Here is a 16,295-nt window from a genome sequence, read left to right as displayed (position 1 = left end):
CCTTCCGGGCCGGAGATGTCCCCCTTCCGGGCCGGAAAAGTGCCCTTTCCGGGCAGCGAATGCCCTCTTCCAGACGGGAAAGCGGAAGGCGGGACTCCTGGTCCTCGCGGCGACGCGTGGTGCAGTATGGCCCGCGATGCACAGAGGTCTCGTACACGCCATCGCGTGGTCGCTCGCCACGGGCGCGGCGGTCACGCTGTCGTGGTGGGGTGTGCACACGGTGATGGCGGGCACGGCGTACGATCCGCCGCGCGCCCTGCCGCTGGCGGCGGGCGACCGGTCGGCGCTGCCGCAGTCGTCGTCCACGTACCGCCCGGAGCCGACGTCGAGCACCAGGCCGCCGAAGAAGTCCGGTGAGCCGTCCAAGTCGAGGCCGCCCGGGCCGACGAAGACCCCGGAGAACACGAAGAGCCCGTCCCCGGACCGCCCCGACCACCAGGACGACAAGCCCGACAAATCCGCTTCACCCCCTTCCCCCTCCTCCTCCGGAAGCGTCAAGGGCTACACCACCGAAGGCGGACGGGTCGTCTTCGACATCGGCAGGTCCTCCGCGACGCTCGTGTCGGCGTCACCGGCGGCGGGCTGGTCGATGCAGGTGTGGAAGGCGTCGACGTGGATCCGGGTGGAGTACACCTCGGGCGCGGACCGGGTGTCGGTGTTCTGCACCTGGCACGACCACGCGCCGCGGGTCGACATCAACGAGTACTGAGCGGGGCCCTTTACTGAGAGGCCCTCTCAGCGGAACACCGAAGACGGCGGTGCGGGTGAAGCCACCGCGCTGGCGTCCGTGACGGCCGCCGCGCCGCCGCTGAAGTCGAGGAGCGCGCGCCCGTGTTCGACGCGGGCGGGGTGCGGGTCGGCGGCGCTCAGCCGGGTCAGTTCGGCGACGGGCAGCGGCTGCCCGGCGCCGAGGAGCACGGCGTTGCCGAAGCGCTTGCCGCGCAGCACGGTGGGGTCGGCGACGAGGGCGAGTTCGGGGAAGACGGTGGCGGCGGTGGCGAGTTGGCCGCGCAGATAGGCGAGCGGCGGGCCGTCGGCGAGGTTGGCGGCGTACCAGCCGGTGGGCTTGAGCGCCCTGCGGATGTCGCCGAGGAATTCCGTGCTGGTCAGGTGGGCGGGGGTGCGGGCCCCGCTGAACACGTCGGCTATGACGAGGTCGGCCCAGCCGTCGGGGGTCTTCGCGAGCCCTTCGCGGGCGTCGGTGCCGCGCACGCGTATGCGGGCGGCGGGGTCCAACGGCAGGGCGCGGCGGACGAGTTGGACGAGCGCGGTGTCGCGTTCGACGACCTGCTGGGTGGAGCGGGGGCGGGTCGCGGCGACATAGCGGGCGAGGGTGAGGGCGCCGCCACCGAGGTGCAGGACGTGCACGGGCCGTCCCGGCGGGGCGAGGAGGTCGACGATATGGCCGAGCCTGCGCTGGTATTCGAAGTCGAGATACGCCGGGTCGTCGAGGTCGACGTGCGACTGCGGCGCACCGTCCACGAGCAGCGTCCAGCCCCGGGGCCGCTCCCGATCCGGCATAAGCTCGGCAAGCCCCCCGTCAACCTCCTCGACGAGCGCTTCGCGCGTCTGCCGTTCTCGCCTGTTCCTCGCCATCAGCCCATTATCGCCGGGCACGGGCACCTTCGCTCGCGCGCGATGACCCCTTGCCAGTCGTCCAAGGGCGAGCCAATCTCAGCCCGTCCCGACGCCCGAGGGCGAGCCAATCTCAGCCCGTCCGGCGTTTGAGGACGAGCCGCGAAGCGGCGACAAGCAGGGGAAAGGGGCGCAGCCCCATATGGCAGCCCCGCACAGCCTCAACGGCAGTTGTCCGCGGCCTCGATCATGCGGGCAGCCTCCCCGAGCGCGGCACGCAGCACGGCTGGGTCGGTCACGGGATCGGTGGCCCCGGGCGGCACCAGCCACCCAGTACCGACGACGGGCGGCGCGGGCACAGGATCCGGGTCCGGGTCAGGAACGAGGGAAGCGCCCCGACCGTAGGTCTGGGTGCACGCGCTGCCGGGCAGGTCCCACCCGTCCGCGGTGCCGGGCGGCACAAGAAAGCCGAGAGTGTCGCAGCCGCCGTCGTGCAGGACGGGCCCCACGGCCTCGTCGCCGGCGCCCCGGCGCAGGATGTCGACGGCTTCCAGGCCCTGCCGCGCGGGCACGGTCACCAGGTCGCAGTCCTCGTGACCGTCGTGCGGGGCGTGCGGGTAGCCGGGGCGGGCCGGGTCCCACGGCTCGACGCAGCCGGGCCCCGCGCTGTGGTCCCGGCTCGGCCAGTGCCGGGCCGTCGTCAGCGCGCCCCCGGATTCGCTGTTCTCCATGCCGAACTCCAACAAGGGAACCTCCTCGCCAGGTCGGGAGCGGCGTCGCTCCCTCTCCGCATGGTTCAACGCCCCAGGGCGGCAACGGCTACGGCGCCACGCCGCTGCAAAGGATGGCAGTTCATGGCAGATCGCGGGTGAGATATCCGGTTTGTAGCCAAACTCCGCGTGGTGGCCGGTTCCCAACCGGTACGTTCATGCTCCGCCGGAACAGGTCCGCAGCCCCCCGCACACGATCCAGCCGATACCTCAGCGGCCGACGGCGCGGGACGGCACGGCGCGATCCGGCACGGTCCCCCAGCGAGAGGATCCGGCATGGCGTCGTCGTCTTCGGCATCGTCAACTCCGCCTCCGCGGCCGAATCTCGCGTTCCGGCAGTTGCGCGGGCAGCGCTCGCCGGGCGAGTTCGCGGCCGCGGTGCGGCGGGCCGCGCGCGAGATCGGCGAGCGGGTGAGCTGCGACGCGCGGTACGTGGGCCGCGTGGAGGCGGGCGAGATCCGCTGCCCCAACTACGCGTACGAGCGGGTGTTCCTGCACATGTTCCCCGGCCGGACGCTGTCGGACCTGGGCTTCGCGCCGCGCGCGGCGGTCCGGGGCCGGGGGGCGCGCGCGGCGGGGGACGCGCGCGGGGCGGACACCACGTACCCGCATGACCGCGGGGACGCCAGGTACCCGCGCGACCACGGCACTGACAGCACCACCACCGGAGACGAGGAGAGCGACGTGCGGCGTCGCGCATTCATGACCAGCGGCACGGCCACGGTGGCCGCCGCCTCCCTGGGAGCCGTCGGGCTCCCCCTGGGCGGCGTCGCCGAGGCCGCCCGCGTCCGCGCGGCGCACCGCCTGCGCGCGGCGGACGAGAACGAGGTGAGCGCGGTCGAGGAGGCCGTACGCCAGATCCGGCTGCTCGACGACCGGCACGGCGCCGACGGCCTGTACCAGCGAGCCGCCGCCCCGTTGCGCACGGCCTACGCCCTCCTCGACGCGGGCACCACCCGGCAGGGCGGGCAGGCGGTGGCCGACCGGCTCTACGCGGGCGCGGGCGAACTCGCCATCTCCGTAGGGTGGCTCGCGCACGACTCGGGCCGCTTCGACGACGCCCGCTCGCATTACGCGGAGGCGCTGGCGACGGCGCGGATGTCCGGCGACCCCGCCCTGGAGGCGCACGCCTTCTGCAACACCGCGTTCCTGGCGCGCGACGCCGGACGGCCCCGGGAGGCGGTGCGGGCGGCGCAGGCCGCGGCGCGCGCGGCGCGGCAGCTCGGCTCGCCCCGGCTGCTCTCGCTGATCGCGCTGCGCGAGGCGGGCGGCTGGGCCGGGCTCGGCGACCGTACGGGCTGCCGGCAGGCGCTCACGCGCGCGCACGCGCTGTTCGACATCGGCCCGTCCGAGACCGACCCGGAGTGGATGACCTTCTACGGTCCCGCGGAGTTCGCGGGCCTGGAGGCGCAGTGCTGGTCGGCGCTCGGCCACTGGGAGCGCGCGTCCCGGCACGCACAGCGCGCGGCGGGCGTCGCGGCGACGCAGACCCCCGAGTTCACCCGGAACATCGCCCTGTACACCGCCGAGCTGGCCGACGACCTGGCCCGCGCGGGCCGCCCCGACGAGGCCGCGGCGGAGGGCCTGCGGGTCCTGGCCCTGCTGGACGAGGTCCAGTCGACGCGGATCGAGTCCATGCTCGCGACCACCGCGCGGCTGCTGCTCCCGCACCGGCGGGCCGCCGGGGTGACCGACTTCCTGGAGCAGCACGCCGCCCGCGCGCGTGGGTGATGGCGCCGCCGCCCGCGCGAGTGGTCGCTAACCGACCAGGTGGCCCGTGTCGTTCCAGGACTCCAGGGCGGGCTCTCCGTAGGCCCAGCCCAGGATCGACAGGGAGGTCGGGTTGAGGCGGATCCGGGACGCGAAGTCGATGTCGTAGCCGAGCCAGCGGGCGCCGATGGCGCGCAGGATGTGGCCGTGGGCGAAGACGAGGACGTCCCGGTCGGCCTCGCGCGCCCAGGCGACGACCTCGTCCGCGCGCGCGGACACCTGCGCCAGCGTCTCGCCGTCCGGCACCCCGTCGCGCCAGATGAACCAGCCGGGGCGCACGGCCTGGATGTCGGCGGGGGTCAGCCCGTCGTACGAGCCGTAGTCGAACTCCATCAGCGCGTCCCACTCCGCGGCCCGGTCGCCGAACCCGGCGAGCTCGCACGTCTCCCGCGCGCGGGACAGCGGGCTGGTGCGCACCTCGACTCCGGGGAGGCCGTCGTAGGGCGCCCTGTGCAGTCGCTCGCCGAGCAGTTTCGCACCGCGCCGGCCCTCGTCCAGGAGGGGAATGTCCGTCCTGCCGGTGTGCTTGCCGGACAGCGACCACTCCGTCTGTCCGTGCCGGGCCAGCAGGATGCGCGGTGCCATGAGAGACCTTTCCAAGGAGACGTGCAGGGAGATATGCAAGGAGATATTCAGGACAAAAGCGGACAGTCGCCCGTCCGTTCCTTCCATCATCACTCACGCCGCCGATGAGCAACCCCGGCGACGATCTCTGCGTCTTTGACGACCAGGGGGATGACTCATCGGCCTTCGCGTACGCCGTAAAGTGACCCAGCGGCCGTACGCCGCACGAACTGAGCGGGAACAGCGCGAAATGAGATGGGGGACCCACCGGATGCCGCAGACCGAGGCACAGGGCGCGGGCGCCGGCGGCATATCCGGGAACCGGGCCGCCCGGCTCCGCCTGCGGTGGTGGACGGAGCTGCCGCTGATCCTGCTGGTGTACGGGGCCTACTCGGCCGGGCGGCTGCTCGCCCGCGGGGACGTCACGACCGCCGTGGGCCACGGCCTGGACATCCTGCGCGTCGAGAAGGCCCTGAACCTCAACCTCGAGCATCCGCTGAACCGTCTCTTCACCGCTCACACCTCCATCGGCGTCCCGGCCGACTTCTGGTACGCCTCGCTGCACTACCTGGTCACGCCGCTGGTGCTGATCTGGATGTTCCGCAGCAGGGCGGTGCACTACGCCGCCGCCCGCACCTGGCTGATGGTCTCCACGCTCATCGGCCTCGTCGGCTTCACGCTCATGCCGACCTGCCCGCCGCGGCTCCTCGACAAGGGCTACGGCTTCGTCGACACGATGGCGCAGTACAGCGACTGGGGCTGGTGGGGCGGCCAGGCCAGCGCGCCGCGCGGGCTCGGCGGCATGACCAACCAGTACGCGGCGATGCCCAGCCTGCACGTCGGCTGGTCGCTGTGGTGCGGCGTGGTGCTGTGGCGGTACGGCCGCACGCCCCTGGTGAAGACGATCGCCGTCGCCTACCCGCTGCTCACCACCATCGTCGTCATGGGCACGGCCAACCACTACTTCTTCGACGCGCTCGCGGGCGTGGCCGTGATGGGTGTGGGACTGCTGCTCGTCCGTCCCGTGCGGCTCGCCGCCGCCCGGCTCAAGGGGCGGCTGCAGCCGGTGCTCGCCGGAGCCCTTGCCGCCCGCGGCACCGGCTCCGCGCGGCGCCCCGCGGGCGCCTCGGCCGCCTCTGCCGTCGCCAAGGCCCCGGTGGAGTCCTCCAATGTCAGTGGTGGATGCCAGACTTCGGCGGGTGAGCGAATTCCCCATCAGCGCAAGCTCGGCGCCGAGCCGGGCGGCAGTGCCGCGGGCAAGCCTGCCGGAAAGCCCCGCGGGAACAAGGGCAGCAGACCCGCGGGGCGTGCCGCGGACACCGGGGACGGCGCTGCGGCAACGGCTCGCGGAACTGCGCGGACCTGACGTACCGCCGCAGCCCCTGGACGCCCGCGCCCTGGCGGCGCTCGCGGCGAATCCGGGCTGCAGGCGGCGCGCCCTCCTGGACGGCGCGGGGGTGCCGAAGGCGGCGCTCGCGCAGTCGCTCGGCTCCCCGTCGGGCTTCGGGCAGTCCCAGTTCGCGTTCATGCGCGGGCACGCCTTCGAGGCGCGGGTCAAGGCCGACGGCGGCGCGGAGCTGCTGCGCCTCACGCACGCGTGCCTGGGCGGCGGGCCCGAGCCGGAGCCCGGCTCCGCGCGGGTGCCGGACCTCACGGCGGCCGGTCCCGAAGGCCGCGCGGGCCGCACGGCGCTCGCCCTGCGCGAGGCCACGGCCGCCTGCACCTGGACGCTGCTCGACCACCCCATGCTGGCCCTGGACGTCGCGGGCACGCCCGCCTTCCTGGAGCCGGACGCGGTGGTGGTCGCGCCGGACGGGACCTGGACGGTCGTCGAGATCAAGTCCTTCCCGATGATCGACGGGGCGGCGGACGCGGCGAAGGTGGGCGCGGCGGCGCGCCAGTCCGCGGTGTACGTCCTCGCCCTGGAGCAGGTCGCGGCGCGCGTCGCCGAGCAGATGGCCGCGTCGGCCTCCGCTCACGTCGCCTCCCCGATCGCCGAGCAAGCCGCCCCTTCAGCCTCCGCTCACGTCGCCGAGCAACCCTCCGAGCGGCCCGGTCGCGTGCCCGAAGTGCGGCGGCGCGCGCTGCTCGTCTGCCCCAAGGACTTCTCCAACCTCCCGGCCGCGTCCCCCGTGGACATCCGCAAGCAGCTCGCCGTCACCCGCCGCCAGCTCTCCCGGCTGACCCGCGTCGAGGACATCGCGGCCACGCTGCCGCCCGGCACCACGTTCGACGTCACGCGCCCCGCCGCCGAGCTGACCGCCGCGGTCGACGCGGTCCCCGCGACGTACGCCCCCGAGTGCCTGGCCGCCTGCGAGCTGGCCTTCCACTGCCGCGACCGGGCCCGCGCGGCGGGCGAGCTCACGGCCCTCGGCCGCTCCCTGCGCGCCGACCTCGGCACGCTCACGACGGTCGAGGAGGCCCTCGCCGCCTCCCGCGGCACGGCGGGCGATCCGGACGACCCGGCGGTGGCGGCGCTGCGCCGGGCGGGCGAGTTGCGAGCGGAGGCGCTGGGCGAGTCGCGGGCCGCCGGGGTGGGCGCGTCGCGTGCCCACTCGGCAGGCGCGTCCCACCCGTCGGTGGACGCGGCTCGCCCTTCCGTCGGCGCGTCCCGCGCGGAGGCGCTCTCGGGAGGTGTGCGTTGTCCCTGATCGACAACCTGGCCCGGCTCGAGGCGACGAACAGCGGCCGCGCACGGCCGCGGGCGACCGTGCGGCACCGCCACCTCTCCGAGCGCCCCCTCGTCTTCGTGCCGCTCACCACCGCCGGTGAGGCGGGCGCCCCGCTCGGCGCCCTGATCGGCACGGAGCGCACGTCGCCGCGTCTGCTCACCGTGCCCCAGCCCCGCGACCGCGACCTGCGCTTCGCGTTCCTGTCCCGGCTCGCCGAGATCCTGCTGCCGTACGTGGAGTCGTACGAAGGCGACGTCGAGGCCGCCGAGCGCACGGAGGCCGACCCGGAGACCGGCAAGCGCGTCAAGGTCGAGGTCGAGCTGTGCGCGGACGCGCCGCAGCTCATCGTGCCGAGCCGCGCGGGCGTCGAGTTCGTGCGCCTGCTCGGCCGATCGATGCGGTTCCGGCGGACGGCCGAGCAGGATCCGGACGCGCCGTATCCCGCGCCCCCGCGCGTGCCGCTGCTCGGGCGCTGGCTCACGCACTTCGGCGAGCGCTCCCGGGTGCCGGGATCATCGCTCCTGCTCGCCATGACCGACCTGCTGTCGCGGCACTGGGCGACCGGCCAGTCCTCCCTGGAGGAGCAGCACTTGGGTGCGCTGCTCGCGTGGATCGAGGCGCCCGAGGGCGTCTCGGGGGCCGAGGCGGCGCTCCGCGCGGAGCTGGCGCGGGACGGCGAGGGGCAGTTGCTGTGCCCGCCCGCCGGGCCCGCCACGGATCCGGCCTTCGACAACCAGCTCCTCGCCCCGGCCATCGAGCGGTACGACCGGGCGCGCACCGCCCTCGCCGCCGCCGCGGACGGCGTCGAGGCGGACGGCCTGCTCGCCTCCCTCGCCGCCGCCGAGCGGGAGATCGACGCCCTGGTGGCGAGCCGCACGCGCCCCACCTGGGACGCCGTGTGGCGCGGCCTGGACGCGCTGTGCACGCTGCCCGAGGCGCCGCACGCCGTCGACCGATGGCGCGGTGACCGCTGGTCGTTCACCGGCCACCGCGACCGCGTGGCCGCGGGCGAGCCGCCGCAGCCGCGCGTCGACGACGCCGTCACCGCGGCGAACAAGCTCGGCACCCGCGAGCGTGAGCAGGCCCGGCTCGACGCCCAGGAGGCCCTGGACGATCCCCTGGTGATGGCCGGGCGGCGGCTCGCGGGCGAAGCCTTCGCCGGAGAGGTGACCGACGTCGTCATGGCCCACAGCGAGGGTCGCTCGCCCCGGCCGCGGCCGCTCGTCACCGTGCGCACGGGCGATCGGCCGCATCTGGACGAGGGCGTGAAGGTGTATCGCTCCCTCGAAGGGAAGCCTCAGGCCGCGCAGTTCGTGATGTACGACACCGACGGCGGCATCGTCCTGCGTGTCCTGGACAAGATGGGGCGTGGCAAGGAGGCCGAGCCCGGGTCTGTGCCGGACGTGGGTGACCTGTTGTGCTGGACGCTCTTCGAGCACGAGCAGCGGGGTGGGCCTCGGTTGCCCGATCCTGAGGACACGCCGTGGACGCATGGCGGGCCGCCGGAGGCGGTCGGGGGGACGGTTCTCTCCGGTCTCTCCGGTCTCTCCGGTCTCTCCGGTCTCTCCGGTCTCTCCGGTCTCTCCGGTGGGGGTGACGGGGATTCCGGTGGGGGTGCCACGGGGGTGGTATCGGATTTGTCCGGTGGGGGCGCGGGGGGCTCCGGTGGGGGTGCCCCGGGTCTCCGGTGCGGGTGCCGGGGTCTCCGGTGCGGGTGCCCGGGTCTCCGGTGCGGGTGCCGGGGTCTCCGGTGCGGGTGCCCGGGTCTCCGGTGCGGGTGCTCTGGGTGAGCTGCCTGATGCTGTGACCTCGGAGGATCTTCTGTGAGTACGGTTCCCTTCGACCCCGGGGCCGAGGCCGCGCGCGCCACGGACGCCATCCTGCGCGACACGCTGCACGGCACGCACCGCGGTGTCGTCGTGGACTCGCCGCCCGGCGCCGGCAAGTCCACGCTCGTCGTGCGCGCCGCATGCGAACTCGCCGCCGCGGGGCGGCCCCTGATGGTCGTCGCCCAGACCAACGCCCAGGTCGACGACCTCGTCCTGCGCCTCGCCGAGAAGGATCCGGAGCTGCCCGTCGGGCGGCTGCACAGCAGCGACTCCGACCCGTACGACAAGGCGCTCGACGAGCTGCCCAACGTACGCAAGTCCGCCAAGGCCGGCGATCTCGCTGGGCTCGACGTCGTCGTGTCCACCGCCGCGAAGTGGGGGCACGTCAAGGGCGTCGAGCCCTGGCGGCACGCCATCGTGGACGAGGCCTACCAGATGCGGTCGGATGCCCTGCTCGCCGTTGCCGGGCTCTTCGAACGAGCCCTGTTCGTCGGCGACCCGGGGCAGTTGGACCCCTTCGCCATCGCCGAGGCCGAGCAGTGGGCGGGGCTCGCCTATGACCCCTCCGCCAGCGCCGTGACCACGCTGCTCGCGCACAACCCGGGACTGCCGCAGCACCGGCTGCCCGTGTCGTGGCGGCTGCCCGCGTCCGCCGCGCCGCTGGTGTCCGACGCGTTCTATCCGTACACGCCCTTCCGTAGTGGTACGGGGCACGGGGACCGGGTGCTCAACTTCGGTGTCCCGTCGGACGGTTCGGGGCCCGACCGGGTCATCGACGAAGCCGCCGTCTCCGGGTGGGGGCTCCTCGAACTGCCCGCCCGGCACACGCCGCGCACGGACCCGGAGGCCGTGCGGGCCGTCGCGCTCGTCGTGCGGCGGCTGCTCGACCGGGGCGGGGCCGCGACGTCCGAGCGGTCCGGGGAGCCCGTGCCGCTCACCGCCGACCGGGTCGCCGTGGGGACCGCGCACCGGGATCAGGCCGCTGCTGTGCGGGGTGCGCTTGCGTCGCTCGGGGTCGTGGATGTGACCGTGGACACCGCCAACCGGCTGCAGGGGCGGGAGTTCGATGTGACCGTCGTGCTGCATCCGCTGTCGGGGCGGCCGGACGCGACGGCGTTCCATCTGGAGACGGGGCGGTTGTGCGTGCTTGCCTCGCGGCATCGGCACGCGTGCATCGTGGTGTGCCGGGCGGGGGTGGAGACACTCCTGGACGACCACCCGTCGACGGAGCCCGTGCGACTGGGCGTCACGGTCAAGTTCCCGGACGGCTGGGAGGCGAACCACGCGATCCTCGCCCGCCTCTCCGAACACCGGGTGACCTGGCGGCCGTGACCGACGTGCCCGCACCTGGTCGGCGGGCGCCGAGCACAGCGCCGCCCATCCGCCGGACAGAGTCCGGCACGCCGCCGGAGGCGGCCAAAGGAAACAGCCCGGACGGCTGGGAGGCGAACCACGCGATCCTCGCCCGCCTCTCCGAGCACCGGGTGACCTGGCGGCCCTAGCCGTTGAGCTGCTTTCCGCCGGTGGGGGTTGCGCCGCCCGTTCTCCGGTTGTGGGGCGGGGCCGCGGCGGTATGTCCGTGCTCGCGCCTGGGGCGCCGTAGGCATTGCCCTGACGGACGGCGTGGCCGGGCGAGCTGCGCGCGCACATACCGCCACGTCCCCTCCGGTCCGTCGGCGGCTGCCCCTCCGGTGGGGGCTGCGGATTCGGCTTCCGGGCCCGTTCCCTACCGGGCGGGGTTGCGACTCCGGCTTCCGGATGGTGGGCGGTGCGGTGGCCGGCACCCGGCGTCGGCCGGTACCTGCTGTGGGCAGTCGTGCCGCAGGGCGGCACGGGTGGGCACAGCCCAGGCCGACGGTGCCGGTATGTGAGGGGGGGGAGGCCCCCTGCCCGGGTCGGCGGGGCGACGGGGGGCAACCCCGGGCTGCTCAGGGGAACGTCGCGCGGGCGTCTTGCGGGAGGGGGGACAATGGATGCGGCCACGCGGCGTACGACGAGAGGAAAACGACATGGCGGAGCCCTCGCGGCCCCGGTCCAGCCAGCGCATGCGCCCCGCACCGCTCCTCTTCGAGCCCGCGGAAGCCACCGCCGACCCCGAGCACTTCTTCGATCTGGAGTCGATCGAGGACCCGCGCGAACTGCTCGCCCGGGCCACCGAGTTGACCCTCGCCTTCCGGGCGGCCACCGACCGCTCCGTCGAGTTCCAGGCCATCGCCGCCGCCCAGCTCGCCGACCCGCGCCGCTTCGACCGGCTCACCACGGCCGCCATCGCCGATCGCGCCCAGTGGACCGAGGACTACGCGAAGAAGATGATCGAGTTCGGCCGCGAGCTGATGCGCGGCGGGACCGGCCCGGGCGGTGCCGGCGCGGATTCCGGACCCCACCCGGCCGGCTGAGGCCCTCGCGGAACAAGATCGTGCGGCATATGCCGGTGGGGCAAGGTACCCCATCGCGCAGGCCACCGTCACGGTTTCCCGCAACTCTGTGAACCCGGGCACTCACCACCGGTAGATGTATGCGGCATGAGCCGCCTCCCCCGCCACATCACCGTTCCCGCCAACGCCTGCGACGTCACCCCCGAGGGCGCCGCCTGGCTCGCCTCTGCTGAAACGTATCCGCAGGGGCTGCTCACCGGCTGGCGGGCGCGGCCCACCGCCCCGGCCGTGCTGTCCTGCGGCACCGTCTTCGACGTGGTGAGCGTGCCCGCCGTCTTCGGGCGGCGGATGGTCGACCGGTTGTGGCACGACGGACCCGGATCCGGGCCCGTCGCCGCCCACCGCGGCCGCATGCTGCTCTTCGCCGCCCCCGGCACCGCCCGGCGCCTGCCGTCGCTGCTCGCCTGGGAGGAGTGGGGCCCGGCCGTGCCCGCACTGCTCTGCCACGGCGCGGGCGACGCCGTCACCGTGCCGCCCCTCTCGGCCGGTCCTGACCCCGACGACCGGCTCGGATCACGCTGGCTGGTCGCCCCGGACAGCCGCCGCCCATGGCTCCCGGGGCCCGATGTCGTCCTCTGGGCCTGCGTCCGCGCGGCCCGGGCCGCGAGCGCGTCTGCGGTGCGTATATCGATTTTTCCTCGCAGCGATCAGGGTGCTAAGGTCTACGACGTCAGCAGGCGCCGCTAGCTCAGTTGGTTAGAGCAGCTGACTCTTAATCAGCGGGTCCGGGGTTCGAGTCCCTGGCGGCGCACAGACAGGCAAGGCCCTCCGTGATCACGGGGGGCCTTCGCTGTTGGATCGCTCTCGGCAGCAACCACCGAAGTCGGCTGGGGGTCCGGGGGTCATCCCCCGGGAGATGCAGCATCAGCGGGTCCGGGGTTCGAGTCCCTGGCGGCGCACAGACAGGCAAGGCCCTCCGTGATCACGGGGGGCCTTCGCTGTTGGATCGCTCTCGGCAGCAACCACCGAAGTCGGCTGGGGGTCCGGGGGTCATCCCCCGGGAGATGCAGCATCAGCGGGTCCGGGGTTCGAGTCCCTGGCGGCGCACGACAGCGAAAGCGAGGCATGTCCACGGAGAAACGTGGACCGGCCTCGCTTTCGTGTTTTCTGCGCGGCTTCGCCGCGCGTTGTGGGTGGCGAAGCCCCCACACCCCCTTCTTCGGTCGGCCCGGCCCCCCGTGTGGCCCGTCACGTCGGCGTGACCTTCACCGTCCACGCGCCCGACGCCGTCCTGTCCTCCACCTCGATCCTGACCCCGTCCTCCGGCACCGTGAAGCTCTCCCCCGCCCGTACCGGCGCGTCCGCGAGCGGTGGGTAGACCGAGTCGTTGCCGCACGCGGCCGAGTCGGGGTGGGCGTCGATCACCTCGATGGGGCCCCGGCCCGACGCCGTCTCGTTGCGTACGTGGTACGCCAGTACGCCCTCGCTGCACGTTCCCCGGTCGTTGCCCAGGGCGCCGCGGGCCTCGATGGCTACCGCGCTGCCCCGGCCGGTGCGGACGACCGCCAGCTTGGTGGCGGTCGTCCCGCTGCGGGCGGGGGGCGCGGAGAGCGGGTCCAGGGTGAGCCGGCGCGGGCCGCCCGCCACGCACACCACCTGCCGCGGGGCCAGCCAGCCGAGCTTCCACTTGTGCCAGCCGAACAGCTCCGGGGCCAGGCCGAACTGGCTGCCCATGACGTCCCAGTCGCCGACGTGGGTGTCCCAGTCGCCCTTGCCGTCCGTGGGGCGGTGGTAGAGATCCGGCAGGTCGAAGACGTGACCCGTCTCGTGGGCCAGCACGTTGCGGTCCGGCGGGTGGCGTTCGAAGACCGTGACGATGCGGCGGATCGGGGTGTCGTCCGCGTGCATGGGGTGGTCGAAATTCACCACCTTCGTCGCGTCCGAGTCCACGCCGGGGGCGTCCGGGTCGGCCACGAAGTAGACGATGTCGTACGCCGAGAAATCCACGTGTGGATCGGCCGCCGCCACCGCGTCCCGCAGGTAGGCGGCGCGGCGCTGCGGATTCCAGTCCCGCTCTATGGCGTACGCCGCGGAATCCTGCGGCATCTCCACCCATTCGGGTTGCGGGTGTGGGCGCAGTGTGAACCGTCCGTATGAAGCTCGCTCGAAGAACTCGCTCGTGGCCGGGAAGTAGTCGGCCGCCAGCTCCTCGGGCGTCGTCAGCGGCGGGGAGTCCGGGAAGGAGAGGAAGACCATGACGGCGTCGAGGGCGCGGGACGGCCGGGGGTAGGCGGCGTTCCACGTGTCCAGGCCCTCCGAGTGGTGGGCGGGCGTGCGGCGCAGGGCGCACGGGCCCGCCGTGCCCTGGGCGATCGCCGGTCCCGCGACCAGTGAAGTGGCGGCCATCGCGGTCAGGCAGGTGAAGAGGATTCCCGCGGTGCGCAGGCGCGGCCATTCCCCTGCACGGGTGAGCATCCAAGGGGGGAGCTGACGCTCCACGTCTACCTCCCGGTGCGGAATGCGAGACTCCCCACCCACCCTGTGATGTTTTGTTGAAGTTCGCCCAGTTTGTCTGACCCGGCCGAGTGACGAACGGCCAGGATGCGACACTCCGGCCGCTCACCGACTGTCACAACTGGTCGGGGCGCAGATAAGCCCGTAAAGGGCCGAGCAGAAACGATCTGCCGGAGGCTTCCGGAACGCCCCTTCACCGTGCCACGGCTGGAACGCCCCGACGGCCTGCCTCTATGATCGGCACACTTTCGCGGCCCCGTCGGCCGCCCGCCAACCGGCCGGCCGCCTCCCCAGACCCGCCAGGATTCGGGGCCCATCGACCTGCTCGACATCAATTGCACTGCGGGAGCAAGCGGTGAACGGAACCTCTCAAGGGCCGACCGCCACAGCGGTCGCAGCACCCGGCCGAGCCTGGCCTGTCGTCACAGAGCGTCACCAACCGGGCCCGACCGGCCCCCTCGCCCAGTACACCGCCGACTACCGCGCCGCCTTCGCCGCGGCCCCCCTGGCCCTCGCCGTCGTGGACCGCGAGGGCCTGGTCGTCAGCGCCAACGACGCGCTGGCCGATCTGCTCGGCGCCGACCCCGCCGACCTCACCGGCCGGGTCGCCGCCGACCTGGTGGACCTCGCGTCCGACGCCCGCACCTGGCACGCGTACCGCGAGGTGCTCCGCGGCAGGCAGGCCAAACTGCGCTGTACGCGCCGCCTGAAACACCCCGACGGGCACTCGCTGTGGACCCAGATCACCGCCTCGCCGATGCCTGGCGGAAGCGAGCGGTACGGCGCGGGCGCCGTCCTGCTGGCCGTCGCCGACATCAGCGCGCGCCGCGATCTGCAGGCCCGGCTGCGGCACTTGCAGATGCACGACCCAGTGACCCGGCTGCCCAACCGCGCGCTGTTCTTCGAGCGGCTCGCCGTCGCCCTGGAGGCGGGCGCGTACGACGACACGAGCACCGGCCGCATCGGCCTGTGCTATCTGGACCTGGACGGCTTCAAGGCCGTCAACGACACCCTCGGCCACCGCGTCGGCGACCGGCTGCTCGCCGCCGTCGCCGAGCGGCTGACCGCCCTCGCCGACGAGGCCGGGTACGGCAGGGCGTCGGCGCCGCTGGTCGCGCGGCTCGGCGGGGACGAGTTCGCGTTGCTCGTGGAGGACTCCACGGGGACGGATCAGCTCACCGAGCTCGCCGAGACGACCCTGCGGGCGCTCCAGGAGCCCTTCGACCTGTCCGGGCAGCGGCTGTCCCTGTCGGCCTCCATCGGCGTCGTCGAGCGACGCGCCGCCGGTACCACGACCACCGGCCTGATGCAGGCCGCGGACACCACGCTGTACTGGGCGAAGGCCGACGGCAAGGCCCGCTGGACGCTGTTCGACCCCGAGCGCAACGCCCACCGCATGACCCGGCAGGCGCTGGCCAGTTCGCTGCGTCCCGCCGTCGAGCGCGACGAATTCGTCCTGGACTACCAGCCGTTGGTGGGCCTGGACGGCGGCGGGGTGCGCGGGGTCGAGGCGCTGGTGCGCTGGCAGCATCCGCAGTTCGGGCTGCTCACGCCGAATCGGTTCATCGGACTTGCTGAAGAAGACGGTTCGATCGTGCAGCTCGGCCGCTGGGTGCTGCGGACCGCCTGTCGGCAGGCCCGGCGCTGGCAGCTCGAACACCCCGACAGGGAGCCGCTGTTCGTGAGCGTCAACGTCGCCGTGCGCCAGGTGTGGGACTCCGACCTGGTCGCGGACGTCGCCGAGATCCTCGCCGAGACGGGCCTGCCGCCGCGGCTGCTGCAGCTGGAGCTGACCGAGTCCGCTGTCATGGGCTCCGCGGGCCGCCCGCTGCAGGCCCTGCAGGCGCTCAGCGACATGGGCGTACGCATCGCCATCGACGACTTCGGCACGGGCTACTCGAACCTGGCGTATCTGAGCCGGCTTCCGGTCTCCGTGCTGAAGCTGGACGGCTCCTTCGTCCGGGGCTTCCAGTACGACGAGGGCGAGTACGGCGAGGCGGCCGCGCACATCAACCCCGCCGACGAGGTGATCGTCGAGGCGCTGGTGCAGCTCGCCCACCGCCTCGGGCTCACCGTCACCGCGGAGTGCGTGGAGACCTCCGGGCAGGCGGAGCGGCTGCGCAGGATCGGGTGCGACACCGGGCAGGGGTGGCTCTACTCGCGGCCGGTGGCGGCGGAGCGCATCTCCGTGCTTCTCACGGACGAGGGTTCGTAAGGGTTCTTGAT

General features: G+C 73.6%; 14 protein-coding genes and 1 tRNA gene. 11 read left to right on the top strand and 4 right to left on the bottom strand.

Going from position 1 to position 16,295, the window contains the following annotated elements:
* The first annotated feature begins 136 nt into the window (after nt 1-136).
* On the top strand, nt 137-709 hold the full coding sequence (locus tag AC0KTA_RS24080) for a hypothetical protein (protein ID WP_481050298.1): 573 nt from the start codon (nt 137-139) through the stop codon (nt 707-709).
* Between the two features lie 26 nt (nt 710-735).
* Here the strand turns inward: AC0KTA_RS24080 and AC0KTA_RS24075 are convergent, their stop codons facing one another.
* Nucleotides 736-1,596, bottom strand: coding sequence for a spermidine synthase (locus AC0KTA_RS24075; protein ID WP_481050297.1), 861 nt, complete (start codon nt 1,594-1,596; stop codon nt 736-738).
* Between the two features lie 200 nt (nt 1,597-1,796).
* Nucleotides 1,797-2,306 (bottom strand): hypothetical protein, encoded by a 510-nt coding sequence (locus tag AC0KTA_RS24070; protein ID WP_481050296.1) that lies wholly within the window; start codon nt 2,304-2,306, stop codon nt 1,797-1,799.
* Nucleotides 2,307-2,621: 315 nt separating this feature from the next.
* Between AC0KTA_RS24070 and AC0KTA_RS24065 the strand changes: the two genes are divergently transcribed.
* Nucleotides 2,622-4,076, top strand: a complete 1,455-nt coding sequence (locus tag AC0KTA_RS24065; protein ID WP_481050295.1) for an NsdA family TPR-like regulatory protein — start codon at nt 2,622-2,624, stop codon at nt 4,074-4,076.
* Nucleotides 4,077-4,103: 27 nt separating this feature from the next.
* Here the strand turns inward: AC0KTA_RS24065 and AC0KTA_RS24060 are convergent, their stop codons facing one another.
* Nucleotides 4,104-4,700, bottom strand: a complete 597-nt coding sequence (locus AC0KTA_RS24060) for a histidine phosphatase family protein (RefSeq protein ID WP_481050294.1) — start codon at nt 4,698-4,700, stop codon at nt 4,104-4,106.
* Between the two features lie 250 nt (nt 4,701-4,950).
* On the opposite strand from AC0KTA_RS24060, the gene AC0KTA_RS24055 reads away from it, so the two are divergent.
* The 8 genes from AC0KTA_RS24055 to AC0KTA_RS24020 all read left to right on the top strand — a co-directional run bounded on the left by AC0KTA_RS24055 (nt 4,951) and on the right by AC0KTA_RS24020 (nt 12,366).
* The gene (locus AC0KTA_RS24055) at nt 4,951-6,045 is read left to right on the top strand and encodes a phosphatase PAP2 family protein (RefSeq protein WP_481050293.1); all 1,095 of its coding nucleotides are present in this window, start codon (nt 4,951-4,953) and stop codon (nt 6,043-6,045) included.
* Entirely contained in the window at nt 5,987-7,330 is a 1,344-nt protein-coding gene (locus tag AC0KTA_RS24050) for a hypothetical protein (RefSeq protein ID WP_481050292.1), read from the top strand. The genes AC0KTA_RS24055 and AC0KTA_RS24050 overlap by 59 nt, the downstream gene beginning before the upstream one ends.
* The gene (locus AC0KTA_RS24045; RefSeq protein ID WP_481050291.1) at nt 7,321-9,141 is read left to right on the top strand and encodes a heterocycloanthracin/sonorensin family bacteriocin; all 1,821 of its coding nucleotides are present in this window, start codon (nt 7,321-7,323) and stop codon (nt 9,139-9,141) included. Before AC0KTA_RS24050 ends, AC0KTA_RS24045 begins: the two co-directional genes overlap by 10 nt.
* Nucleotides 9,142-9,174: 33 nt before the next feature.
* The gene (locus AC0KTA_RS24040; RefSeq protein ID WP_481050290.1) at nt 9,175-10,512 is read left to right on the top strand and encodes an AAA family ATPase; all 1,338 of its coding nucleotides are present in this window, start codon (nt 9,175-9,177) and stop codon (nt 10,510-10,512) included.
* A complete protein-coding gene (locus tag AC0KTA_RS24035) occupies nt 10,509-10,682 on the top strand; it encodes a hypothetical protein (protein ID WP_481056737.1) in 174 nt (57 codons plus the stop codon). Before AC0KTA_RS24040 ends, AC0KTA_RS24035 begins: the two co-directional genes overlap by 4 nt.
* A 507-nt stretch (nt 10,683-11,189) precedes the next feature.
* Entirely contained in the window at nt 11,190-11,576 is a 387-nt protein-coding gene (locus AC0KTA_RS24030) for a hypothetical protein (protein ID WP_481050289.1), read from the top strand.
* A gap of 126 nt (nt 11,577-11,702) precedes the next feature.
* On the top strand, nt 11,703-12,302 hold the full coding sequence (locus AC0KTA_RS24025) for a bifunctional DNA primase/polymerase (protein WP_481050288.1): 600 nt from the start codon (nt 11,703-11,705) through the stop codon (nt 12,300-12,302).
* Nucleotides 12,293-12,366, top strand: a tRNA-Lys gene (locus tag AC0KTA_RS24020). Before AC0KTA_RS24025 ends, AC0KTA_RS24020 begins: the two co-directional genes overlap by 10 nt.
* Before the next feature lie 437 nt (nt 12,367-12,803).
* On the opposite strand, the gene AC0KTA_RS24015 is transcribed toward AC0KTA_RS24020, so the two are convergent.
* On the bottom strand, nt 12,804-14,030 hold the full coding sequence (locus AC0KTA_RS24015; protein ID WP_481050287.1) for a M6 family metalloprotease domain-containing protein: 1,227 nt from the start codon (nt 14,028-14,030) through the stop codon (nt 12,804-12,806).
* A gap of 394 nt (nt 14,031-14,424) precedes the next feature.
* Between AC0KTA_RS24015 and AC0KTA_RS24010 the strand changes: the two genes are divergently transcribed.
* On the top strand, nt 14,425-16,284 hold the full coding sequence (locus AC0KTA_RS24010) for a putative bifunctional diguanylate cyclase/phosphodiesterase (RefSeq protein ID WP_481050286.1): 1,860 nt from the start codon (nt 14,425-14,427) through the stop codon (nt 16,282-16,284).
* Nucleotides 16,285-16,295: the final 11 nt, after the last annotated feature.

It is taken from the genome of Streptomyces sp. Y309 (genome assembly GCF_056712025.1).
This window is presented reverse-complemented; position numbering and strand designations above follow the sequence as displayed.